14 protein-coding genes and 1 pseudogene are annotated in these 15,417 nt (G+C 59.9%); 11 read left to right on the top strand and 4 right to left on the bottom strand.

Annotation, left to right across the window (positions count from 1 at the left end; genetic code table 11):
- Nucleotides 1-93: 93 nt before the first annotated feature.
- Together KX928_RS21745 and KX928_RS21740 are read right to left on the bottom strand one after the other, a co-directional pair.
- Nucleotides 94-2,391: a response regulator gene (locus tag KX928_RS21745; protein ID WP_219506955.1), complete on the bottom strand. Its 2,298-nt coding sequence runs from the start codon at nucleotides 2,389-2,391 to the stop codon at nucleotides 94-96.
- A gap of 9 nt (nucleotides 2,392-2,400) precedes the next feature.
- A complete protein-coding gene (locus KX928_RS21740; protein WP_219506950.1) occupies nucleotides 2,401-3,138 on the bottom strand; it encodes a substrate-binding periplasmic protein in 738 nt (245 codons plus the stop codon).
- 375 nt (nucleotides 3,139-3,513) lie between these two features.
- Between KX928_RS21740 and KX928_RS21735 the strand changes: the two genes are divergently transcribed.
- The gene (locus KX928_RS21735) at nucleotides 3,514-4,053 is read left to right on the top strand and encodes a flavodoxin domain-containing protein (protein ID WP_219506948.1); all 540 of its coding nucleotides are present in this window, start codon (nucleotides 3,514-3,516) and stop codon (nucleotides 4,051-4,053) included.
- 365 nt (nucleotides 4,054-4,418) lie between these two features.
- Here KX928_RS21735 and KX928_RS21730 read toward each other — a convergent pair whose 3' ends face one another.
- Nucleotides 4,419-5,330, bottom strand: coding sequence for a LysR family transcriptional regulator (locus KX928_RS21730; protein WP_219506946.1), 912 nt, complete (start codon nucleotides 5,328-5,330; stop codon nucleotides 4,419-4,421).
- Nucleotides 5,331-5,442: 112 nt separating this feature from the next.
- On the opposite strand from KX928_RS21730, the gene KX928_RS21725 reads away from it, so the two are divergent.
- From KX928_RS21725 to KX928_RS21680, 10 genes are all read left to right on the top strand, one after another.
- Nucleotides 5,443-6,501: a dipeptidase gene (locus tag KX928_RS21725; RefSeq protein ID WP_308342425.1), complete on the top strand. Its 1,059-nt coding sequence runs from the start codon at nucleotides 5,443-5,445 to the stop codon at nucleotides 6,499-6,501.
- 45 nt (nucleotides 6,502-6,546) lie between these two features.
- Nucleotides 6,547-8,145: an ABC transporter substrate-binding protein gene (locus tag KX928_RS21720; RefSeq protein WP_219506944.1), complete on the top strand. Its 1,599-nt coding sequence runs from the start codon at nucleotides 6,547-6,549 to the stop codon at nucleotides 8,143-8,145.
- Nucleotides 8,145-9,200 carry an ABC transporter permease gene (locus tag KX928_RS21715; protein WP_219506942.1) on the top strand — a complete coding sequence of 352 codons (1,056 nt, stop codon included), beginning with the start codon at nucleotides 8,145-8,147 and terminating at the stop codon, nucleotides 9,198-9,200. Before KX928_RS21720 ends, KX928_RS21715 begins: the two co-directional genes overlap by 1 nt.
- Nucleotides 9,197-10,123 (top strand): ABC transporter permease, encoded by a 927-nt coding sequence (locus tag KX928_RS21710; RefSeq protein WP_373274816.1) that lies wholly within the window; start codon nucleotides 9,197-9,199, stop codon nucleotides 10,121-10,123. Before KX928_RS21715 ends, KX928_RS21710 begins: the two co-directional genes overlap by 4 nt.
- Nucleotides 10,120-10,974, top strand: a complete 855-nt coding sequence (locus KX928_RS21705) for an ABC transporter ATP-binding protein (protein WP_219506940.1) — start codon at nucleotides 10,120-10,122, stop codon at nucleotides 10,972-10,974. The genes KX928_RS21710 and KX928_RS21705 overlap by 4 nt, the downstream gene beginning before the upstream one ends.
- Nucleotides 10,971-11,720 carry an ABC transporter ATP-binding protein gene (locus tag KX928_RS21700; protein ID WP_219506939.1) on the top strand — a complete coding sequence of 250 codons (750 nt, stop codon included), beginning with the start codon at nucleotides 10,971-10,973 and terminating at the stop codon, nucleotides 11,718-11,720. Before KX928_RS21705 ends, KX928_RS21700 begins: the two co-directional genes overlap by 4 nt.
- Before the next feature lie 188 nt (nucleotides 11,721-11,908).
- On the top strand, nucleotides 11,909-12,202 hold the full coding sequence (locus KX928_RS21695) for a ribbon-helix-helix domain-containing protein (protein ID WP_219506938.1): 294 nt from the start codon (nucleotides 11,909-11,911) through the stop codon (nucleotides 12,200-12,202).
- Between the two features lie 105 nt (nucleotides 12,203-12,307).
- Nucleotides 12,308-12,703 (top strand): VOC family protein, encoded by a 396-nt coding sequence (locus KX928_RS21690; protein WP_219507213.1) that lies wholly within the window; start codon nucleotides 12,308-12,310, stop codon nucleotides 12,701-12,703.
- Nucleotides 12,704-12,751: 48 nt separating this feature from the next.
- Nucleotides 12,752-13,276 (top strand): Twin-arginine translocation pathway signal, encoded by a 525-nt coding sequence (locus KX928_RS21685; RefSeq protein WP_219506937.1) that lies wholly within the window; start codon nucleotides 12,752-12,754, stop codon nucleotides 13,274-13,276.
- Between the two features lie 23 nt (nucleotides 13,277-13,299).
- Nucleotides 13,300-14,871 carry a GMC family oxidoreductase gene (locus KX928_RS21680; RefSeq protein ID WP_219506935.1) on the top strand — a complete coding sequence of 524 codons (1,572 nt, stop codon included), beginning with the start codon at nucleotides 13,300-13,302 and terminating at the stop codon, nucleotides 14,869-14,871.
- A gap of 51 nt (nucleotides 14,872-14,922) precedes the next feature.
- Here KX928_RS21680 and KX928_RS21675 read toward each other — a convergent pair.
- Nucleotides 14,923-15,357, bottom strand: a pseudogene (locus KX928_RS21675) (SLC13 family permease); the annotation flags it as partial.
- Nucleotides 15,358-15,417 lie beyond the last annotated feature (60 nt).

Here is a 15,417-nt window from a genome sequence, read left to right as displayed (position 1 = left end):
CGCGACATCAGGTCGTCGTTTCTTTCAGTGACGGACAGCCAGCCTGCGCCCGTGCCCGGTACGGTTTAAGATCAATTTTCGGGGTATGCAATCCTAGATAGAATTTTCTCTGTTTGATAATGCGTCACTCAGCACCTCTGCCAGTTCGACAGGGGGGCATGGTTTTTGCAGAAGTGGTGCCACCACATTTCCCATTTCTGCCGAGGTGAAGCCGGTGTAGCCGGACATGTAGATGATCGGTATCGAGGGGCGCAGTTCCCGCACCCGTTGAGCCAGTTCAAATCCGCCGATGCCGCCGGGCATGACGATGTCCGTCAGCAGCAGGTCCACCTTGTCGCCGCTTTCAATCACGTCCAATGCTTCCTGACCGGAGCTGGCCGAAAGAATCCTGAACCCCAGTTCCTTGAGCAGGTCTTCCATCACAGCGAGCAGGTTCGGCTCGTCTTCAACCACCAGAATGCTTTGTCCGGCACCTTTCCGGAGGGGCAACCGTTTCATGGGTTCCTCACGCTCATTCTCAACCGTGCCGCGCGGCAGAATGAGGCGAATGGTGGTGCCAAACCCGACTTCGGAATAAATGCGCAGTTCGCCGTCCGAGTGCTGGATAAACCCATACACCATGGACAGGCCGAGCCCGGTGCCGGAATTCGTGTCCTTCGTCGTGAAAAACGGATCGATTGCGCGTCCCTTGACCTCTTCCGTCATGCCCGGCCCGTCATCTGTCACGGAGATTTCAACATAGCGGTAGGCCCGGAAATCCTTGCGTGCGAAGTCTTCCGCATGCTCTCCGTGCATGCCTTGGGTGATGTAGGCCTGAGGGTTTTCGCGGCGCAGCAGCAAGTCAACGTCCACCTCGTCGATGCCACGGGCCTTAATTGTGATCTTGCTGCCCTTGCCCGTGCGCATGATGGCGTCGCGGCTGTTCAGCACCAGGTTCAGCAGCGCATTGTCGAGCTGTCCATGATCGCAATAGACCAGCAATTCCGGATTGGGCGGCACAAGTGTGATCCCGACGGTTTCCTCGATGGCCGGTCTGGCAAGGGCTTCAAATTCTGAAAAGGTTTCGCTCAGCGGGCGCGATCTTGCAAGACCGGGTTGCCGTTTGGCAAAGGCCAGCAGCCGCCCGGTCAGTTCTCGCCCCCGCTCCACCGCGTTAAGTGCGGTTGCGAGGACGCGGTCAGACCGTTCAGAGATGTTATCGGCCCGTGTCAGCTGCATCGCATATAGAATTGTGGCAAGCAGGTTGTTGAAATCATGGGCGATACCGCCCGTCAGCTGGCCAAGGGCATCGAGCCTGCCTTTGCGTTCGATTTGCTGCCTTTTCTTTTCCAGCATGGACACATCATCCAAAACGATGACCGTTCTCAATTCGCTGTCGGCTTCCTCCACGATGGCGCTTGACACACGCACGTAGCGGTTCTCGGTCTCACCGGCACGGGTCATCATGTGTGTCTCGCCGGTCAGGATCTGCCCGGCCAGGGCGCGGTTGATCGGATCGGCTGATGCATCCAGTGGCTGCATATCGATCACGTCCAGAAACTTGATGGGTGCAGGCCACGGAAACGGCGTCTTTTCGGACATGCCCCCCAGCATATGTCTGGCCGCCGGATTGATGACCTGCACCACGCCTTTTTCATCCAGCCCGACGATACCGTTCACCGTGGTGTCCAGCACGACGCGCAGCCGTTCGGACGCGGTTTTGAGAAACTTGTCGACATCCTCCAGACGGTTCCGCGTCTGGTTAAGCGCCGTTGAAATCGCATCCAGATCATCCGCTGCCTGTGTGGGCGGTCTGTTCAGCCGTAAGGCTTCACCTTCCACCAACCAGTTCGGCTGAGACACGTATGTCGCGATGTCGCGCAAATGGCGGCTGACCAACCGGTGGAAAATCGCAAGGATCGCAAGCGACGCAAGCCCTGTTTTCGCCAGGTTCGACAGGAACACCACAACCACCTGAGCGTATAGATCGGACCAGATGCGCGCACGGCTCAGGCCCAAATCCATCGTGCCCAAAACGCTTTCACCTAAGGTTGGGTCCACATGGATGAGGTTAATCGTGTCGGTCTGCAATTGTTCATTGGGGTCTGTCGGCCCGCGTTCCCAGACTTGCAGGCCATCCGCTGCGAGTTTCAGATAGGCGATATCAGTTTCGGCGAAGACACCATTGAGGATCTGATCGATCTGCTCGGTATCAAAAGACCAGATTGCCGTGCTGAGGCTTTGCGCAAAGCCCCGTTCGACTTGCCGCGTGATATCGTGCAGGGCGTCGTCCTGGCGCTGGAAGTTCACGTAGAGTTGCGCCGTCGTCGCCAGCGCCGACAGGACGGCGTTACACACCAGCACCCAAAACAGAAGTTTGAGAGCCAGCCGATTGTTCCAAGCTTTGGTCATATTCAAAGCCTAGTCGACTTTGTGCTTTTCAAGGAGTTGCGCCAGCGATCCGTCGGCGCGCATATCTTCGAGGGCGGCATTGAAATCGGCCGCAATACGCGCGTGGTCCTCGCGTGATCGTGACACGGCCATGTGGATGCGCTGCGTTGTGAGAGCGGGGTCGAGAAGCTCGATCTGGCCCAGCAGGTCGGGATCGTCCATCAGGATCGAATGCCTGACCACATGCGCGCTGTCGAGGGTCAGGTCGACCCGCTCTGCCGCAACCATCTTGACGCCCTGAAGCGTGGTTGTCACCTCGACCTTCTTCAGGAAGTCGGCCGTGTCAAAGTTGCGCTCGTAGAGAAACCCAGTGCCGACGGCAATCCGGTAGGGGCGCAATGACTCTAACCCGTCAAAGACGATGTCATTCCCCGATTTCTGAACGAAATGTACGGAGGTTTCGAAAAACGGCTCAGAATAGGTCATGAGTTTTTGCATGTCCGGGTCTTCGAACAGGCTCGTGACAACATCATAGGCGCCGGATTCCGCACCCTTCACCACGCGCGCCCACGGGAGTATCGCGGTTTCGACGTCATAGCCTGCGCGGGTCAGTACCGCGCGTGTCACATCCACCGACAACCCCTTGCCGGGGAGGTCATCGCCGGAAAAGGGCGGCCATTCGTCCGCAACCACCAACAGGGTCTCACCGGCAAGTGATGCGCTGACGGATACCCCGATCAGCGCCGCCCCCAGAACCGCCCGTTTCATTACAATAGTCACTATTCCAATACCCCCCACCGTCCCAGAGACTGGCGATTTATGCGCGCTACCGAAGAAATTTGCAAGTGTGGGTTGAGTGGCTGGGGTTGGGTTCGTGCGTGAAATCCGGGCGGGACAAGGCATATCCGAAAGCACGGGCATCACGACGCGGGCGTTTCCTGATCCTGCTCGCGCACAGTCCCGGCGCAACATGTGATCCTGCGCAAGGCGGCAAAGGATGATCGACTTGATCTAAGACAAGGCGCAGCGGGATGGCGCGCGCTAGCGTAGGACAATGCGAGAACTCGCGTCGCGGCCATCGGTCTAACGCAGGTATTCGGTGGACGCCTTGTTGTTCTCGCTCTCTCAGGGAAGGAGCACGGTATGACCATTCTGATTGTCTATGCATCAATAGAGGGCCAGACCCGCAAAATAGCCCGGTTTGTCGAGGACCATCTCAAGGATCAGAACTGCAACGTCCGCGTTGTGGATGCCGGGGACAAGACCGTTTCGGTATCTTTCGACGACGTTGACAAGGTCATTCTGGCGGCCTCGGTGCATGAACGACGGCACCCCAAGCCTTTTGAGGTTTTTCTCGGCGCGCATCGCAAGGAACTGGCGGAGAAGGAAACACTGCTGTTGTCCGTCAGCCTGAGCGCAGCCTTTCCCGAAGGTCTTGCCGAGGCGCGGGAGTATGTGGTGGAGATGAACATGCGTACCGAGATGACGCCAGACAGGGAACTCTACGTTGCCGGCGCGGTGCGCACCAGTCAGTACGACTACTATGCACGGCAGGTTTTGCGACACGTGGTCCTGCGCGGCAAGGATTTCGACCCGGGCGTCGACGAGTATGAATTCACCGATTGGGATGCGCTGGCAAAAGACGTGTCGTCATTTGTCGCCTCTACACCCTCTGCCGCCTGACGGTCCCGCGGTTACAGCGTCTTGACCGGAGCCTTGCTGATGGGCATTTGGCGCCGCGCTATCCATGCTTGCGGGTCAGGCGCATTGCACCCCGCGTTGCCTTGGTGTGGTGGTGCATCGCTGGCGATAATGTCGCTGCGGAAACCGGCCTTTCTCAGGTTGGCGGCACCGTAGGCTTCTTATGCGGCTGTGCCGCAGGGGTCCCCGCAGTGCGACATCGGCTGGAAAAAACGTCGGTAAAGGTCGCCCGCGCATCTGGTGTTGTCATAAGTGACCCAGTCAGTCGGTGGCAGCCGCATCAGCTATGAAACCATGGTTGTAGTTATGCACACTCCCGAAAGCCGATGGCGATTGATCCGATGTGGCTATCCCCGACGGGAATAGGGATCGGCGGGAGTGTTCAATCGCAGATGGCGCATGAAGGCGCGTGCAATGCGCGGCACCGGCCTTGTATCGGAGGTTACAAAGTGCGTTTGATACCTGATGGGCGAGCGGAAAGGCACGAATGCCAGATCGTCCGAGCGGTAGTGATAGAGCGGAAAGGGATTGATCACGGTCAACCCCAGCCCTTCCTTGGCGAGATCCGCGGCGGCAAAGGAGGTAGAGACTTCAGCAACGATCCGCGGCGCGCTTCGGGCTTGATGCAACAACCGTTCCAGTTGTCCGCGTCGCGCATGGCGATGCGTCAGGGCGATCATATTGTGCCCGTCCAGATCCTTAGGCTGCAGTTCCGAACGGTCGGCGAGCGCGTGATCCCGGGTCATCACGCAGACCGCCTGCGACATGCGGTAGGGCAGCAGTTTCACCCCCGCGCGGCTGAGCTCAACGCCTGTGACGCCGAGATCGAAGCGGTCATCCAGCAGTCCGCGCGTGACCTCATCGGAGGTGTTGACTTCGAAACTGACAAAGAAATTCGGGTTCATTGTCAGAAAGCTGTTGATCAGCGAGACCAGAAAGCGATGTGCGTAGGTCGGCGGGGCGATCAGGCGCAGGGTCTCCTGCACGGGCTCGGCCGGCCCGTCGATCCGGTCCAGCGCTTCGAAGAGCGGATCGAGGCGGCGGTTCAGGCGCACGGCTTCCTGGGTCGGGCGCAACCGCCCGGCCTCTCGCTCGAAGAGGGCGGCGCCGAGCCGGTCTTCAAGATTCGCGATCGAGCGGCTCACGGCTGATTGCGACAGCCCAAGATGATGCGCGGCACCGGTGGTTGTGCCCGCCTGCATCAAGGCGCGCAGGGCGTTGTATTCCGGGATCGAATGCCAGTTCTTTGTCCTGCTCATGCCATGTCCTTAGAAAGCCACTAGCTCTATGAGTAAAATGCATAGCATTTGCTCTAACCAATGCAAAAATCTTTTGGTTAACATCTGCCAGTGGGAACTCTGGGGGTTTGGGGTGTCGGACGCTACGCCGCTCGTCTTTGACGGTCATAACGATGTGCTGCTCAAGCTTTTCCGCGCGGGCGGCCCGTCAAAGGCCGGTGCCTTCCTTTCAGGGCGGGATGGCGCAATCGATCTGCCAATGGCCACGCGCGGCGGATTTGGCGGCGGATTTTTTGCCGTCTACGTCCCGTCGCCCACGGATCTTGAGTTCAAGTTCCAGGAAATGACAAAGGATGTCTACGACCTGCCCCTGCCGGAGGAGATCGAGTGGGAAGACGCGATGCCGGTTGTCGCGTCGCAGGTGGCCATCCTGTTCGAATTGGAGCGCATCGGGGCGCTGACCGTCTGCCGGAGCGCTAGCGACATCCGCACCGCATTGACGCAGAAAAAAATTGCGGCGATCTTTCATATCGAGGGTGCGGAGGGGATAGATGCCGATCTGCACATGCTCGACGTGCTATATGCCGCCGGTCTTCGATCCATTGGCCCGGTCTGGAGCCGTCCGACGATTTTCGGGCATGGCGTGCCGTTTCGGTATCCCGCCACGCCCGATACCGGTGATGGGCTTACCGATCACGGTATCCGGCTGGTCAAACGCTGCAATGCGCTGAGCATCATGGTCGATCTGTCGCACCTCAACGAGGCGGGGTTCTGGGATGTCGCGCGCCACTCGGATGCGCCGCTGGTGGCGACCCACTCCAATGTTCATGCGATCTGCCCGCACACGCGCAATCTGACCGACGACCAGTTGCGCGCGATTGCCGAAAGCGATGGCATGGTGGGGCTGAATTTTGCCGTCGCCTTTCTGCGTGCAGATGGCAAGATGCAATCGGATGTGCCCATACACCAAATGCTGCGACACCTCGATCACCTGTTGGAAATTCTCGGGGAAGATCGCGTTGGGCTGGGATCCGATTATGATGGAGCAGTGGTTCCGGAAGACTTGACGACCGTCGCCGAGCTTCCGACACTCAGACAGGCAATGGCAGAGCACGGATATGATGACACGCTCATCAAGAAACTGTGCCACGAAAACTGGCTGCGTGTCCTTGAAACGACCTGGGGGTCATGAGGACGAAGCTGCCAAGAAAAGTATCAACAGCAAAGAGGATAGATCATGAACGCTTTTAACAGATTGATGACCGGAGCAGCCCTTGGACTGGCGCTTGCGGTTACGTCAGGCCCGATGGGCAGTGCCGAAACACCGGCCAATATGCTGGTGATCGCCAACCGGATCGACGACATCACCACGCTGGACCCCGCGGAGAGCTTTGAGTTTGCGGGCTCGGACGTCAGCCGCAATGTGTATCAGAAGCTGGTGAATTTTGATCCCATGGACCTTGATGCGGGCTATCAGCCCGAAGTGGCCGAAAGCTGGACGGTATCCGACGATGGCAAGACCATCACCTTCACCATCCGCGATGGGCTGACGTTCCACTCGGGCAACCCGGTCACGGCGGCGGATGTGGAATTCTCGCTGCGCCGTGCGGTGATCCTGAACAAGACCCCGTCGTTCATTCTGACGCAGTTTGGCTTCACCGCTGACAACGTCGAACAGACGATCGTGGCCGATGGCAATACCGTGACGATCACCACGGATCAGCCCTATGCGACCTCGTTTGTGCTGAACTGCCTGACGGCGACCATCGGCGGTATCGTGGACATGAAGACTGTCATGGCCAACGAGGCCGATGGCGACATGGGCAATACGTGGCTCAAGACCAATTCGGCCGGTTCTGGCGCCTACAAGCTGGTCAGCTGGAAACCGAACGAGAGTGTCACGCTGCAATCCAACCCTGATTTTTATCTGGGTGCGCCCGCGATGGAGCGTGTGATCGTGCGTCACGTGCAGGAAAGTGCATCGCAACGCCTGTTGCTGGAACGCGGCGATATCGACATGGCCCGCAACCTCAACCCCGAAGATATTGCGGGGGCCCGGGGGGCGGACGGCGTGGTCATCACGGATGAGCTGCGTGGCCGGCTAATGTATGTCTCGATGAACCAGAAGCATCCCGAACTGTCCAAACCCGAAGTCCGTCAGGCGCTAAAGTACCTGATCGACTACGAGGGCATGCAAAACAGCTTCCTGAATGGTCAGTATGTGATCCATCAGAACTTCCTGCCACGCACCTTCCTGGGCGCTGTGGATGAGAATCCGTTCTCGCTCAACGTCGAAAAGGCCAAGGAACTCCTGGCGGCAGCGGGCGTGGAAAGCATGGAGCTTGAAGTGGGCGTGCGTGAAGCGCAGGAGCGTATCGAGATCGCGCAGACGCTGCAAAACACCTTTGCGCAGGCAGGCATCACGCTGAACATCACCGTGGGTACCGCCAAGCAGATCCTGGCGCGTTACCGGGCGCGGGAACTGGACGTTTACCTTGGCGCCTGGGGCCCGGACTATCCTGACCCGCACACAAACGCCGGGACCTTTGCCTATAACCCGGACAATTCGGATGCGGCTCAGGCGACCGGTCTGCTCGCATGGCGCAACAGCTGGGATACCGGTGGCTTGACCGAGAAAACAGCCGCCGCCGTGGTCGAGAACGACCGGGACAAGCGCAGCCAGATGTATGCGGAAATTCAGGCCACGTTCCGCGAAACAGCACCCTTCGCGGTCATGTTCCAGAAGATCGAGCAGACGGCCCAGCGTGACAATGTGGCGAACGTCAACCTTGGCGGCGCGACCACAGCTGTATCCTACTGGCCGATCACCAAGTAATGGCCGTTACCGACACGACAGAGGGGCGCCGCCGGGCGCCCCTCGTTCCATGGATCAAGGGCGCGCTGCTGACGCTCGGCTCCGTCGCCGTCACCATGCTTGGTCTGCTCTTTGTGACCTTTATCATCGGGCGCGTGATGCCCATCGACCCGGTACTGGCCATTGTGGGCGAGCGCGCCTCGCAATCGACCTATGACGCGGTCTACCAGCAACTGGGTCTCGACAAACCGCTGCTGGTCCAATTCCTCTATTATCTCTGGGATGTCGTGCGCGGTGACTTTGGCATGTCGCTGCTGAATGCACGCCCGGTTTCCGAAGACATCGCCCGCGTCTTCCCCGCGACGCTCGAACTGGCCACGCTGGGCGTGTTCATCGGCATCGTGCTGGGGGTGCCGCTGGGGGTGATCGCAGCCGTCCGCCGTGGCTCGTGGATCGACCAGATTGCCCGGGTCGTGGCGCTGGTGGGATACTCCATGCCGATCTTCTGGCTTGGCCTCATGGGGCTGCTGGTTTTCTATGGCATCCTCGGCTGGGTCGGCGGCCCCGGACGCCTCGACATCTTTTATCAGGACATCGTGCCCTCGCGCACCGGCATGATCCTCGTGGACAGTGCCATCGCCGGCGACTGGTCGGTGTTCCGCAACGCGTTTTCTCACATTGTACTGCCCGCGGCATTGCTGGGGTATTACTCGCTGGCCTATATCAGCCGCATGACCCGGTCGTTCATGCTGGAACAGCTTTCCGCGGAATACGTCACCACCGCCCGCGTCAAGGGCATGTCTGAACGCGCAGTGATCTGGCGTCACGCATTCCGCAACATCCGCGTGCAGCTGATCACCGTGATTGCGCTGAGCTATGCCAACCTGCTGGAAGGTTCGGTGCTGACAGAGATCATCTTCTCCTGGCCCGGGATCGGCAGCTATATCACGACAGCGCTGCTGAGCGCCGATATGAATGCCGTGCTGGGTGGAACGGTGGTTGTCGGGCTGATCTTCATCTGCCTCAACATCCTGTCGGACCTTCTTTACCGCGTCTTTGATCCGAGGTCGAAATGAGTGACATGACTGCCCCCGACCTTACGTGGCGCGCATGGCTGCTGACGGATGCGCCGACGTCGCGCCGCCATGCACAGCTGGCAAGCTTCTATCAGGGCTGGCTGTCGCTGCGGTCCAACACCATGGCGATGTTTGGCCTCGGCATCCTGATATTCCTGCTGCTTGTGGCGCTCTTTGCACCGTTCATTGCTCCCTACGACCCTTTCGTGCAAAGCCTTGGCAACAGGCTGCAACCGATGGGGGCCGAGGGGCACTTGCTGGGCACCGACAGTCTGGGCCGCGATATCCTCAGCCGCCTGATCTACGGCTCGCGCATCACGCTTTACATCGTCGCCCTGGTAGCGCTGATCGCACCGGTTGCCGGACTGCTCGTCGGGACCGTGGCAGGCTATGCCGGCGGGTGGACAGACACGATCCTGATGCGGATCACGGATATCTTCCTTGCCTTTCCGCGCCTTGTGCTGGCGCTAGCTTTCGTTGCCGCCCTCGGGGCGGGGATCGAAAACGCGGTGCTGGCGATTTCGCTGACCGCCTGGCCGCCTTATGCGCGGATTGCACGGGCGGAGACGCTGACCATCCGATCCTCCGACTATATCTCCGCCATTCGGCTGCAAGGGGCGGGGGCGCTGCGCATTATCACCAAACATATCTGGCCCTTGTGCATTTCCTCGCTGATCGTGCGGGTGACCCTCGACATGGCGGGCATCATCCTGGCAGCCGCCGGTCTTGGGTTTCTGGGGCTTGGGGCGCAACCACCGAGCCCGGAATGGGGCGCGATGATCTCCGAAGGCCGCCGCTTCATCCTCGATCACTGGTGGGTCGCCACGGTGCCGGGGCTGGCGATCTTTACCGTCTCGCTGGCATTCAACCTGCTGGGCGACGGTCTGCGCGACGTGCTCGATCCGAAGGATGGCGGCCAATGAGCTTGCTGGAAGTTGAAAACCTCTGGGTCAGATTCCCGACCCGGCAAGGGGTGTTCGATGCGGTGCGTGGTGTGTCCTTCACACTTGACCGTGAACGGCTGGGCATCGTCGGCGAAAGCGGGTCGGGCAAATCCATGACCGGCCGCGCCATTCTGCGGCTGATCCGCAAACCGGGTATCGTCGAGGCGGATTACATCAAGCTGGAAGGGCAGAACCTGCTTGAACTGACCGAACCGCAGATGCGCGAGGTACGCGGTCAGCGGATTTCCATGGTGATGCAGGATCCGAAGTTTTCGCTGAACCCGGTGATGACCGTGGGGGATCAGATCATGGAGGCCTACCTGCTGCACAACAACACCTCGAAAGCGCAGGCACGGGCCAAATCCATCGCGATGCTGGAGGCGGTATCGATCCGCGACCCGGAACGCGTGATGCGCGCCTATCCGCATGAAGTGTCCGGCGGTATGGGTCAGCGTATCATGATCGCGATGATGCTGATCCCCGACCCGCAGATCCTGATTGCGGATGAGCCGACGAGCGCGCTGGATGTCTCCGTGCAGCGGCAGGTGCTCGACATCATGGACGGGCTGGTCAAGGAGCGCGGCATGGGGCTGATCTTCATCAGTCACGATCTCAACCTCGTCTCCGAATTCTGCGACCGGGTGCTGATCATGTACGCCGGCCGCATCGTGGAAGTCTGCGACGCCGACAAGCTGCACCAGGCGCAGCACCCCTACACGCGGGGGCTGCTGAATTCGCTGCCCCGGCTTGATCAGCCGCGCAAACATCTGGAGGTCCTGAAACGCGATGACACCTGGGCTGATGCAGCCAGCGTGCGGGGCGGACAATGACCGCGCTCGGCATCGACAACCTGAATGTCTGGTTCGGTACGGATCGCGATCGGGTGGACGCGGTCAAGGCCGCGCGTTTCGACGTGGCGATTGGTGAAAGCTTTGGCCTTGTCGGCGAAAGCGGGTCCGGCAAATCCACCATCCTGCGGGCGATCACCGGGCTGGCGCCAACATGGTCCGGCGGGATCACCGTGGAAGGCAAAGCGCTGCAGGGCGCAAAGCGGGACCGGGAGTTCTATAAAACGGTGCAGATGGTGTTTCAGGATCCCTATGCATCGCTGCACCCCCGCCATACGGTCGATCAGGTGCTCAGCGAGACATTGCACCTGCACGGCATGGCGGACATCGATGCGCGTGTGGAACGACTGCTGCATGATGTGGGGCTGGGCAAGCGGTTTCGCTTTCGATACCCGCATCAGCTATCAGGCGGGCAGAGGCAACGCGTGGCGATTGCCCGCGCTCTGGCGGGCGAACCCGACATCCTGTTGCTGGACGAGCCCACGTCGGCGCTCGATGTCTCCGTGCAGGCGGAAATCCTCAACCTGCTGACCGATCTGCGCGAAGAACACAAGCTGACCTATCTGATGGTTTCTCACGATCTGCCCGTGATCGGCCATATGTGCGACCGGCTGGCGGTGATGAAGGACGGGGAGATCGTGGAGATCATGCAGTCTGACGATCTGCGCAACAACACTGCAAAGCATGCCTATTCACAGTCACTTCTTGCGGCATCGGTAGTCGGGTGACCCTCATCGCCAGTCTCTCGCGGTGCCGGACGCGGTAACCCCCCTGGGCATTGCCGCCACATAACGGGCATGTTGGCCAAACAAATGGACGCATGCGCGATATTTTGGTTCAATAGGGGCGCAAGCGTCCAGCGCTGAACTGCGCCTCATTGCGATCAGACGCGTTTGCAACAGGGGAGGATATATTCATGTGCAAGGTATTTGCCGGACAGGATCCGCATCGGTATCAGCAGGAAACGCGGCGATTGCGGCTGAATGGGCAGAGCACCAGCATTCGGCTCGAGAACAGCTTTTGGGACATCCTCGACGAAATCGCCGAGGCAAGCGACCTATCGACGCCCGCCTTCATCTCCACACTGCATAGCGAAGTGTTGGAACTGCACGGCGAGCCATCGAATTTCTCGTCGCTCCTGCGCTGCGCATGCCTCGTGTTCCTCGACAAGAAGAAAGACGAGGCAGAGGTGAAGTTCGCGGCAGAGTAACGCGTCACCTCAAAATCAATCGCCGTAGTAACCCGCTACTACCCCGGCCACTCTCCGCGTGATCTGCTGTAACCAAGCACAGAACCACATGGAGGAGCGATGCGTTTGGCCAAGGCAATTCACAGTATGATCCGCGTGATCGACGAGGAGAAGTCGGTCGCATTCTACCGCGAGGCATTCGGACTTGAGATCGCCGACAGGCTCGATTTCACCGATTTCACGCTTGTTTACCTATCCAACCATGAGACGGCTTTTGAACTTGAGCTGACAATCAACAAGGGCCAGTCGGCGCCGTATGATCTGGGCAATGGCTACGGTCATCTGGCCGTGTCGGTCGACAATCTCGAAGCAGAGCATGCGCGGTTTGAAGCCGCCGGGCTGGCTCCGCGCAAGATCGTGGAATTTGCGCCTGACGGTAAACTGGTGGGCAAATTCTTTTTCGTGGCCGATCCCGACGGATACCAGATCGAAGTTCTCGAACGCAGCGGGCGCTTTTTGTAGCGCACCGGCGTGCGATCACCAATCACCATAGTTGAGGGAGGAGACTCAATGACCAACCAACCAAGAGCGAAGGGAATGACCCGTCGCGAGTTGCTGACAAGCAGCGTTGCGGCAGGCAGTACATTCGTGTTGGGAGCCAGTTTCGTTGCGGGCTCGGACGCGGCCTGGGCGATGGAACTTCAGGCGCTGCAACCACACACAATGGCGACGCTGATCCAGATGGCGCGCGATATCTACCCGCATGACCAGGTGCCGGATATGCACTATGCCGTCGCCGTCAAAGGCTATGATACCGATGAGGCCGCAGCGGGTATCGAGGCGGGCATTGCGGCACTGGATGCCGCGGCACAAGGCAAAGGCCATGCGGATTACCTGTCCATCGGATGGGAGCGCGACCGCGTCGACCTGCTGCGCGCCATCGAAGACAGCGCATTCTTTCAACAGATCCGCGGCGGCCTTGTCACCGGACTCTACAACCAGAAAGACGTCTGGCCGATCTTTGGCTACGAGGGCGAGTCCTTTTCACATGGCGGCTACCTTGAGCGCGGCTTTGACGACATCAACTGGCTTTGAGCCATAGCAGGGAGGAATAAACTATGGCTGCACCTTTTGATCTGAACGACGCATCGGTCGTCGTGGTCATCGGCACCGGCGCAGGCGGCGGTGTGCTGGCAAATGAACTGGCCCAGAAGGGCGTGAGCGTCGTGGCGCTGGAGGCGGGCGGGCGATACCTGCCCGAGGACTACGTGAACGACGAATGGGAAAGCTTCGGCCAGCTGGCCTGGCTGGACCCGCGCACCACATCCGGCGACTGGCGGGTGGCTAAGGACTTCTCGGGCCTGCCGGCATGGATCGTGAAAGCCGTTGGCGGCACGACCACCCACTGGGCGGGCGCGTCCTTGCGGTTTCAGGACCACGAGTGGAAGGCAAGGACCACCTATGGTGCCGTGCAGGGCGCGAACCTTCTGGACTGGCCCATCGACGGGGCGGAGATGGCGCCATGGTACGATCTGGCCGAGAAAAAACTCAACGTGACGCGCACCAACGGCAATGCGGGGCTGCCTGGCAACAACAACTACAAGGTTTTCGAGGCCGGGGCCAAGGCGCTGGGGTATGAAGAGGTCCACACCGGTCGCATGGCCATCAACAGCGCGGATACCGCTGACCGGCAGGCCTGCCAGCAGACAGGGTTCTGTTTCCAGGGCTGCAAGTGGGGCGCGAAGTGGTCAGCGGCCTACACCGATATTCCGCAGGGCGAAGCGACCGGCAACCTTGAGGTGCGCGAAAAAGCCCATGTGCTGCGCATCGAGCACGGCGACGATGGTCTGGTGAACGGCGTGGTCTATGCCGATGCCGATGGGACAGAACACAAGCAGATGGCGCGTGTGGTCTGTGTTGCGGGCAACTCCTTTGAAAGCCCGCGCATGCTGCTCAATTCGGCCACCTCGATGTATCCCGACGGGCTGGCCAACAGCTCCGGGCAGGTGGGGCGTAACTACATGCGACACATGACCGGGTCGGTCTACGGCGTCTTCGACAAGCCGGTGAAGATGTGGCGTGGCACCACGATGGCCGGGATCATTCAGGACGAGTCGCGCCACGACCCGTCGCGCGGCTTTGTGGGCGGCTACGAGCTTGAGACGCTGGCTCTGGGCTTGCCGTTCATGGCGGCCTTCCTCGATCCGGGCGGCTGGGGGCGCGAGTTTACCACAGCCCTGGACATGTACGAGAACATGGCCGGCATGTGGATCGTGGGCGAGGACATGCCACAGGAAACCAACCGCGTAACCCTGAACCACGATGTGCAAGACCAGTTCGGGATGCCGGTGGTGAACGTCCACTTTGACGATCACCCCAATGATATCGCCATGCGCAACCACGCGTACAAGCAGGGTGCGGCGGTTTATGACGCGGTAGGGGCCACCCGAACCTTCCCGACGCCGCCTTACCCGTCAACGCATAACCTCGGTACCAACCGGATGTCGGAGACTGCGCGCGACGGGGTGGTGAACAAATGGGGGCAGACCCATGACATCAAGAACCTGTTCATCTCTGACGGGTCGCAGTTCACGACCGGTGCGGCGGAAAACCCGACGCTCACGATCGTGGCGCTTGCCATCCGGCAGGCTGACCACCTCGCGCGGGAGCTCTCGGCTCAGAACCTCTGAGGTCAATTCAACACCAAAAAAGGCGGCGCTTCCCTGCGCCGCTTTTGCTGTTCAGAAGACAACATTCATGATCAGCAGTGAGACAATCAGGAACAGGAGCGTCATGATACCGCCGCTCTTCATGAAGTCGGTCACCTTGTAGCCGGCCGGTCCCATGATCAGGGCATTCACCTGATGGGTCGGGATCAGGAAGGAATTGGAGGTTGAGATCGCCACCGTCAGCGCGAAAATCGCCGGATCTCCGCCTGCGGCCACGGCAATCGACACGGCGAGGGGCACAAGCAAGACCGTAGCCCCGACATTCGACATGATCAGTGTAAACACCGTGGCAAGCACCGCCAGACCCGCCTGCAAGCCCCAGAGGGGCCAACCATCCAGCAGCGTCAGGATCTGCTGTGCAATCCACTCCGCCGTGCCGGTGGTCTGCACGGCTTGTCCCAGCGGGATCAGGCTGGCGAGCAGGAAAATTGTGCTCCAGCTGACTGCGTCATTGTGAGCTCACGCTGAAGTGCAGTTTCTGATGTGTCCTTTTACTCCAATCGGTTC

It is taken from the genome of Roseobacter insulae (assembly GCF_019375555.1).
GTDB classification, from domain to species: domain Bacteria; phylum Pseudomonadota; class Alphaproteobacteria; order Rhodobacterales; family Rhodobacteraceae; genus Roseobacter; species Roseobacter insulae.
The sequence above is the reverse complement of the archived record's forward strand: the minus strand, read 5'-3'. Positions and strand labels throughout refer to the sequence as shown.

What these genes read in the sequence shown, in the direction of transcription:
- KX928_RS21730 (WP_219506946.1), bottom strand. Translation starts at nt 5,330, where the DNA reads ATGAGCAGGACAAAGAACTGGCATTCGATCCCGGAATACAACGCCCTG.
- KX928_RS21745 (WP_219506955.1), bottom strand. Translation starts at nt 2,391, where the DNA reads ATGACCAAAGCTTGGAACAATCGGCTGGCTCTCAAACTTCTGTTTTGG.
- KX928_RS21710 (WP_373274816.1), top strand. Translation starts at nt 9,197, where the DNA reads ATGAGTGACATGACTGCCCCCGACCTTACGTGGCGCGCATGGCTGCTG.
- KX928_RS21705 (WP_219506940.1), top strand. Translation starts at nt 10,120, where the DNA reads ATGAGCTTGCTGGAAGTTGAAAACCTCTGGGTCAGATTCCCGACCCGG.
- KX928_RS21735 (WP_219506948.1), top strand. Translation starts at nt 3,514, where the DNA reads ATGACCATTCTGATTGTCTATGCATCAATAGAGGGCCAGACCCGCAAA.
- KX928_RS21740 (WP_219506950.1), bottom strand. Translation starts at nt 3,138, where the DNA reads ATGAAACGGGCGGTTCTGGGGGCGGCGCTGATCGGGGTATCCGTCAGC.
- KX928_RS21695 (WP_219506938.1), top strand. Translation starts at nt 11,909, where the DNA reads ATGTGCAAGGTATTTGCCGGACAGGATCCGCATCGGTATCAGCAGGAA.
- KX928_RS21720 (WP_219506944.1), top strand. Translation starts at nt 6,547, where the DNA reads ATGAACGCTTTTAACAGATTGATGACCGGAGCAGCCCTTGGACTGGCG.
- KX928_RS21680 (WP_219506935.1), top strand. Translation starts at nt 13,300, where the DNA reads ATGGCTGCACCTTTTGATCTGAACGACGCATCGGTCGTCGTGGTCATC.
- KX928_RS21715 (WP_219506942.1), top strand. Translation starts at nt 8,145, where the DNA reads ATGGCCGTTACCGACACGACAGAGGGGCGCCGCCGGGCGCCCCTCGTT.
- KX928_RS21685 (WP_219506937.1), top strand. Translation starts at nt 12,752, where the DNA reads ATGACCAACCAACCAAGAGCGAAGGGAATGACCCGTCGCGAGTTGCTG.
- KX928_RS21700 (WP_219506939.1), top strand. Translation starts at nt 10,971, where the DNA reads ATGACCGCGCTCGGCATCGACAACCTGAATGTCTGGTTCGGTACGGAT.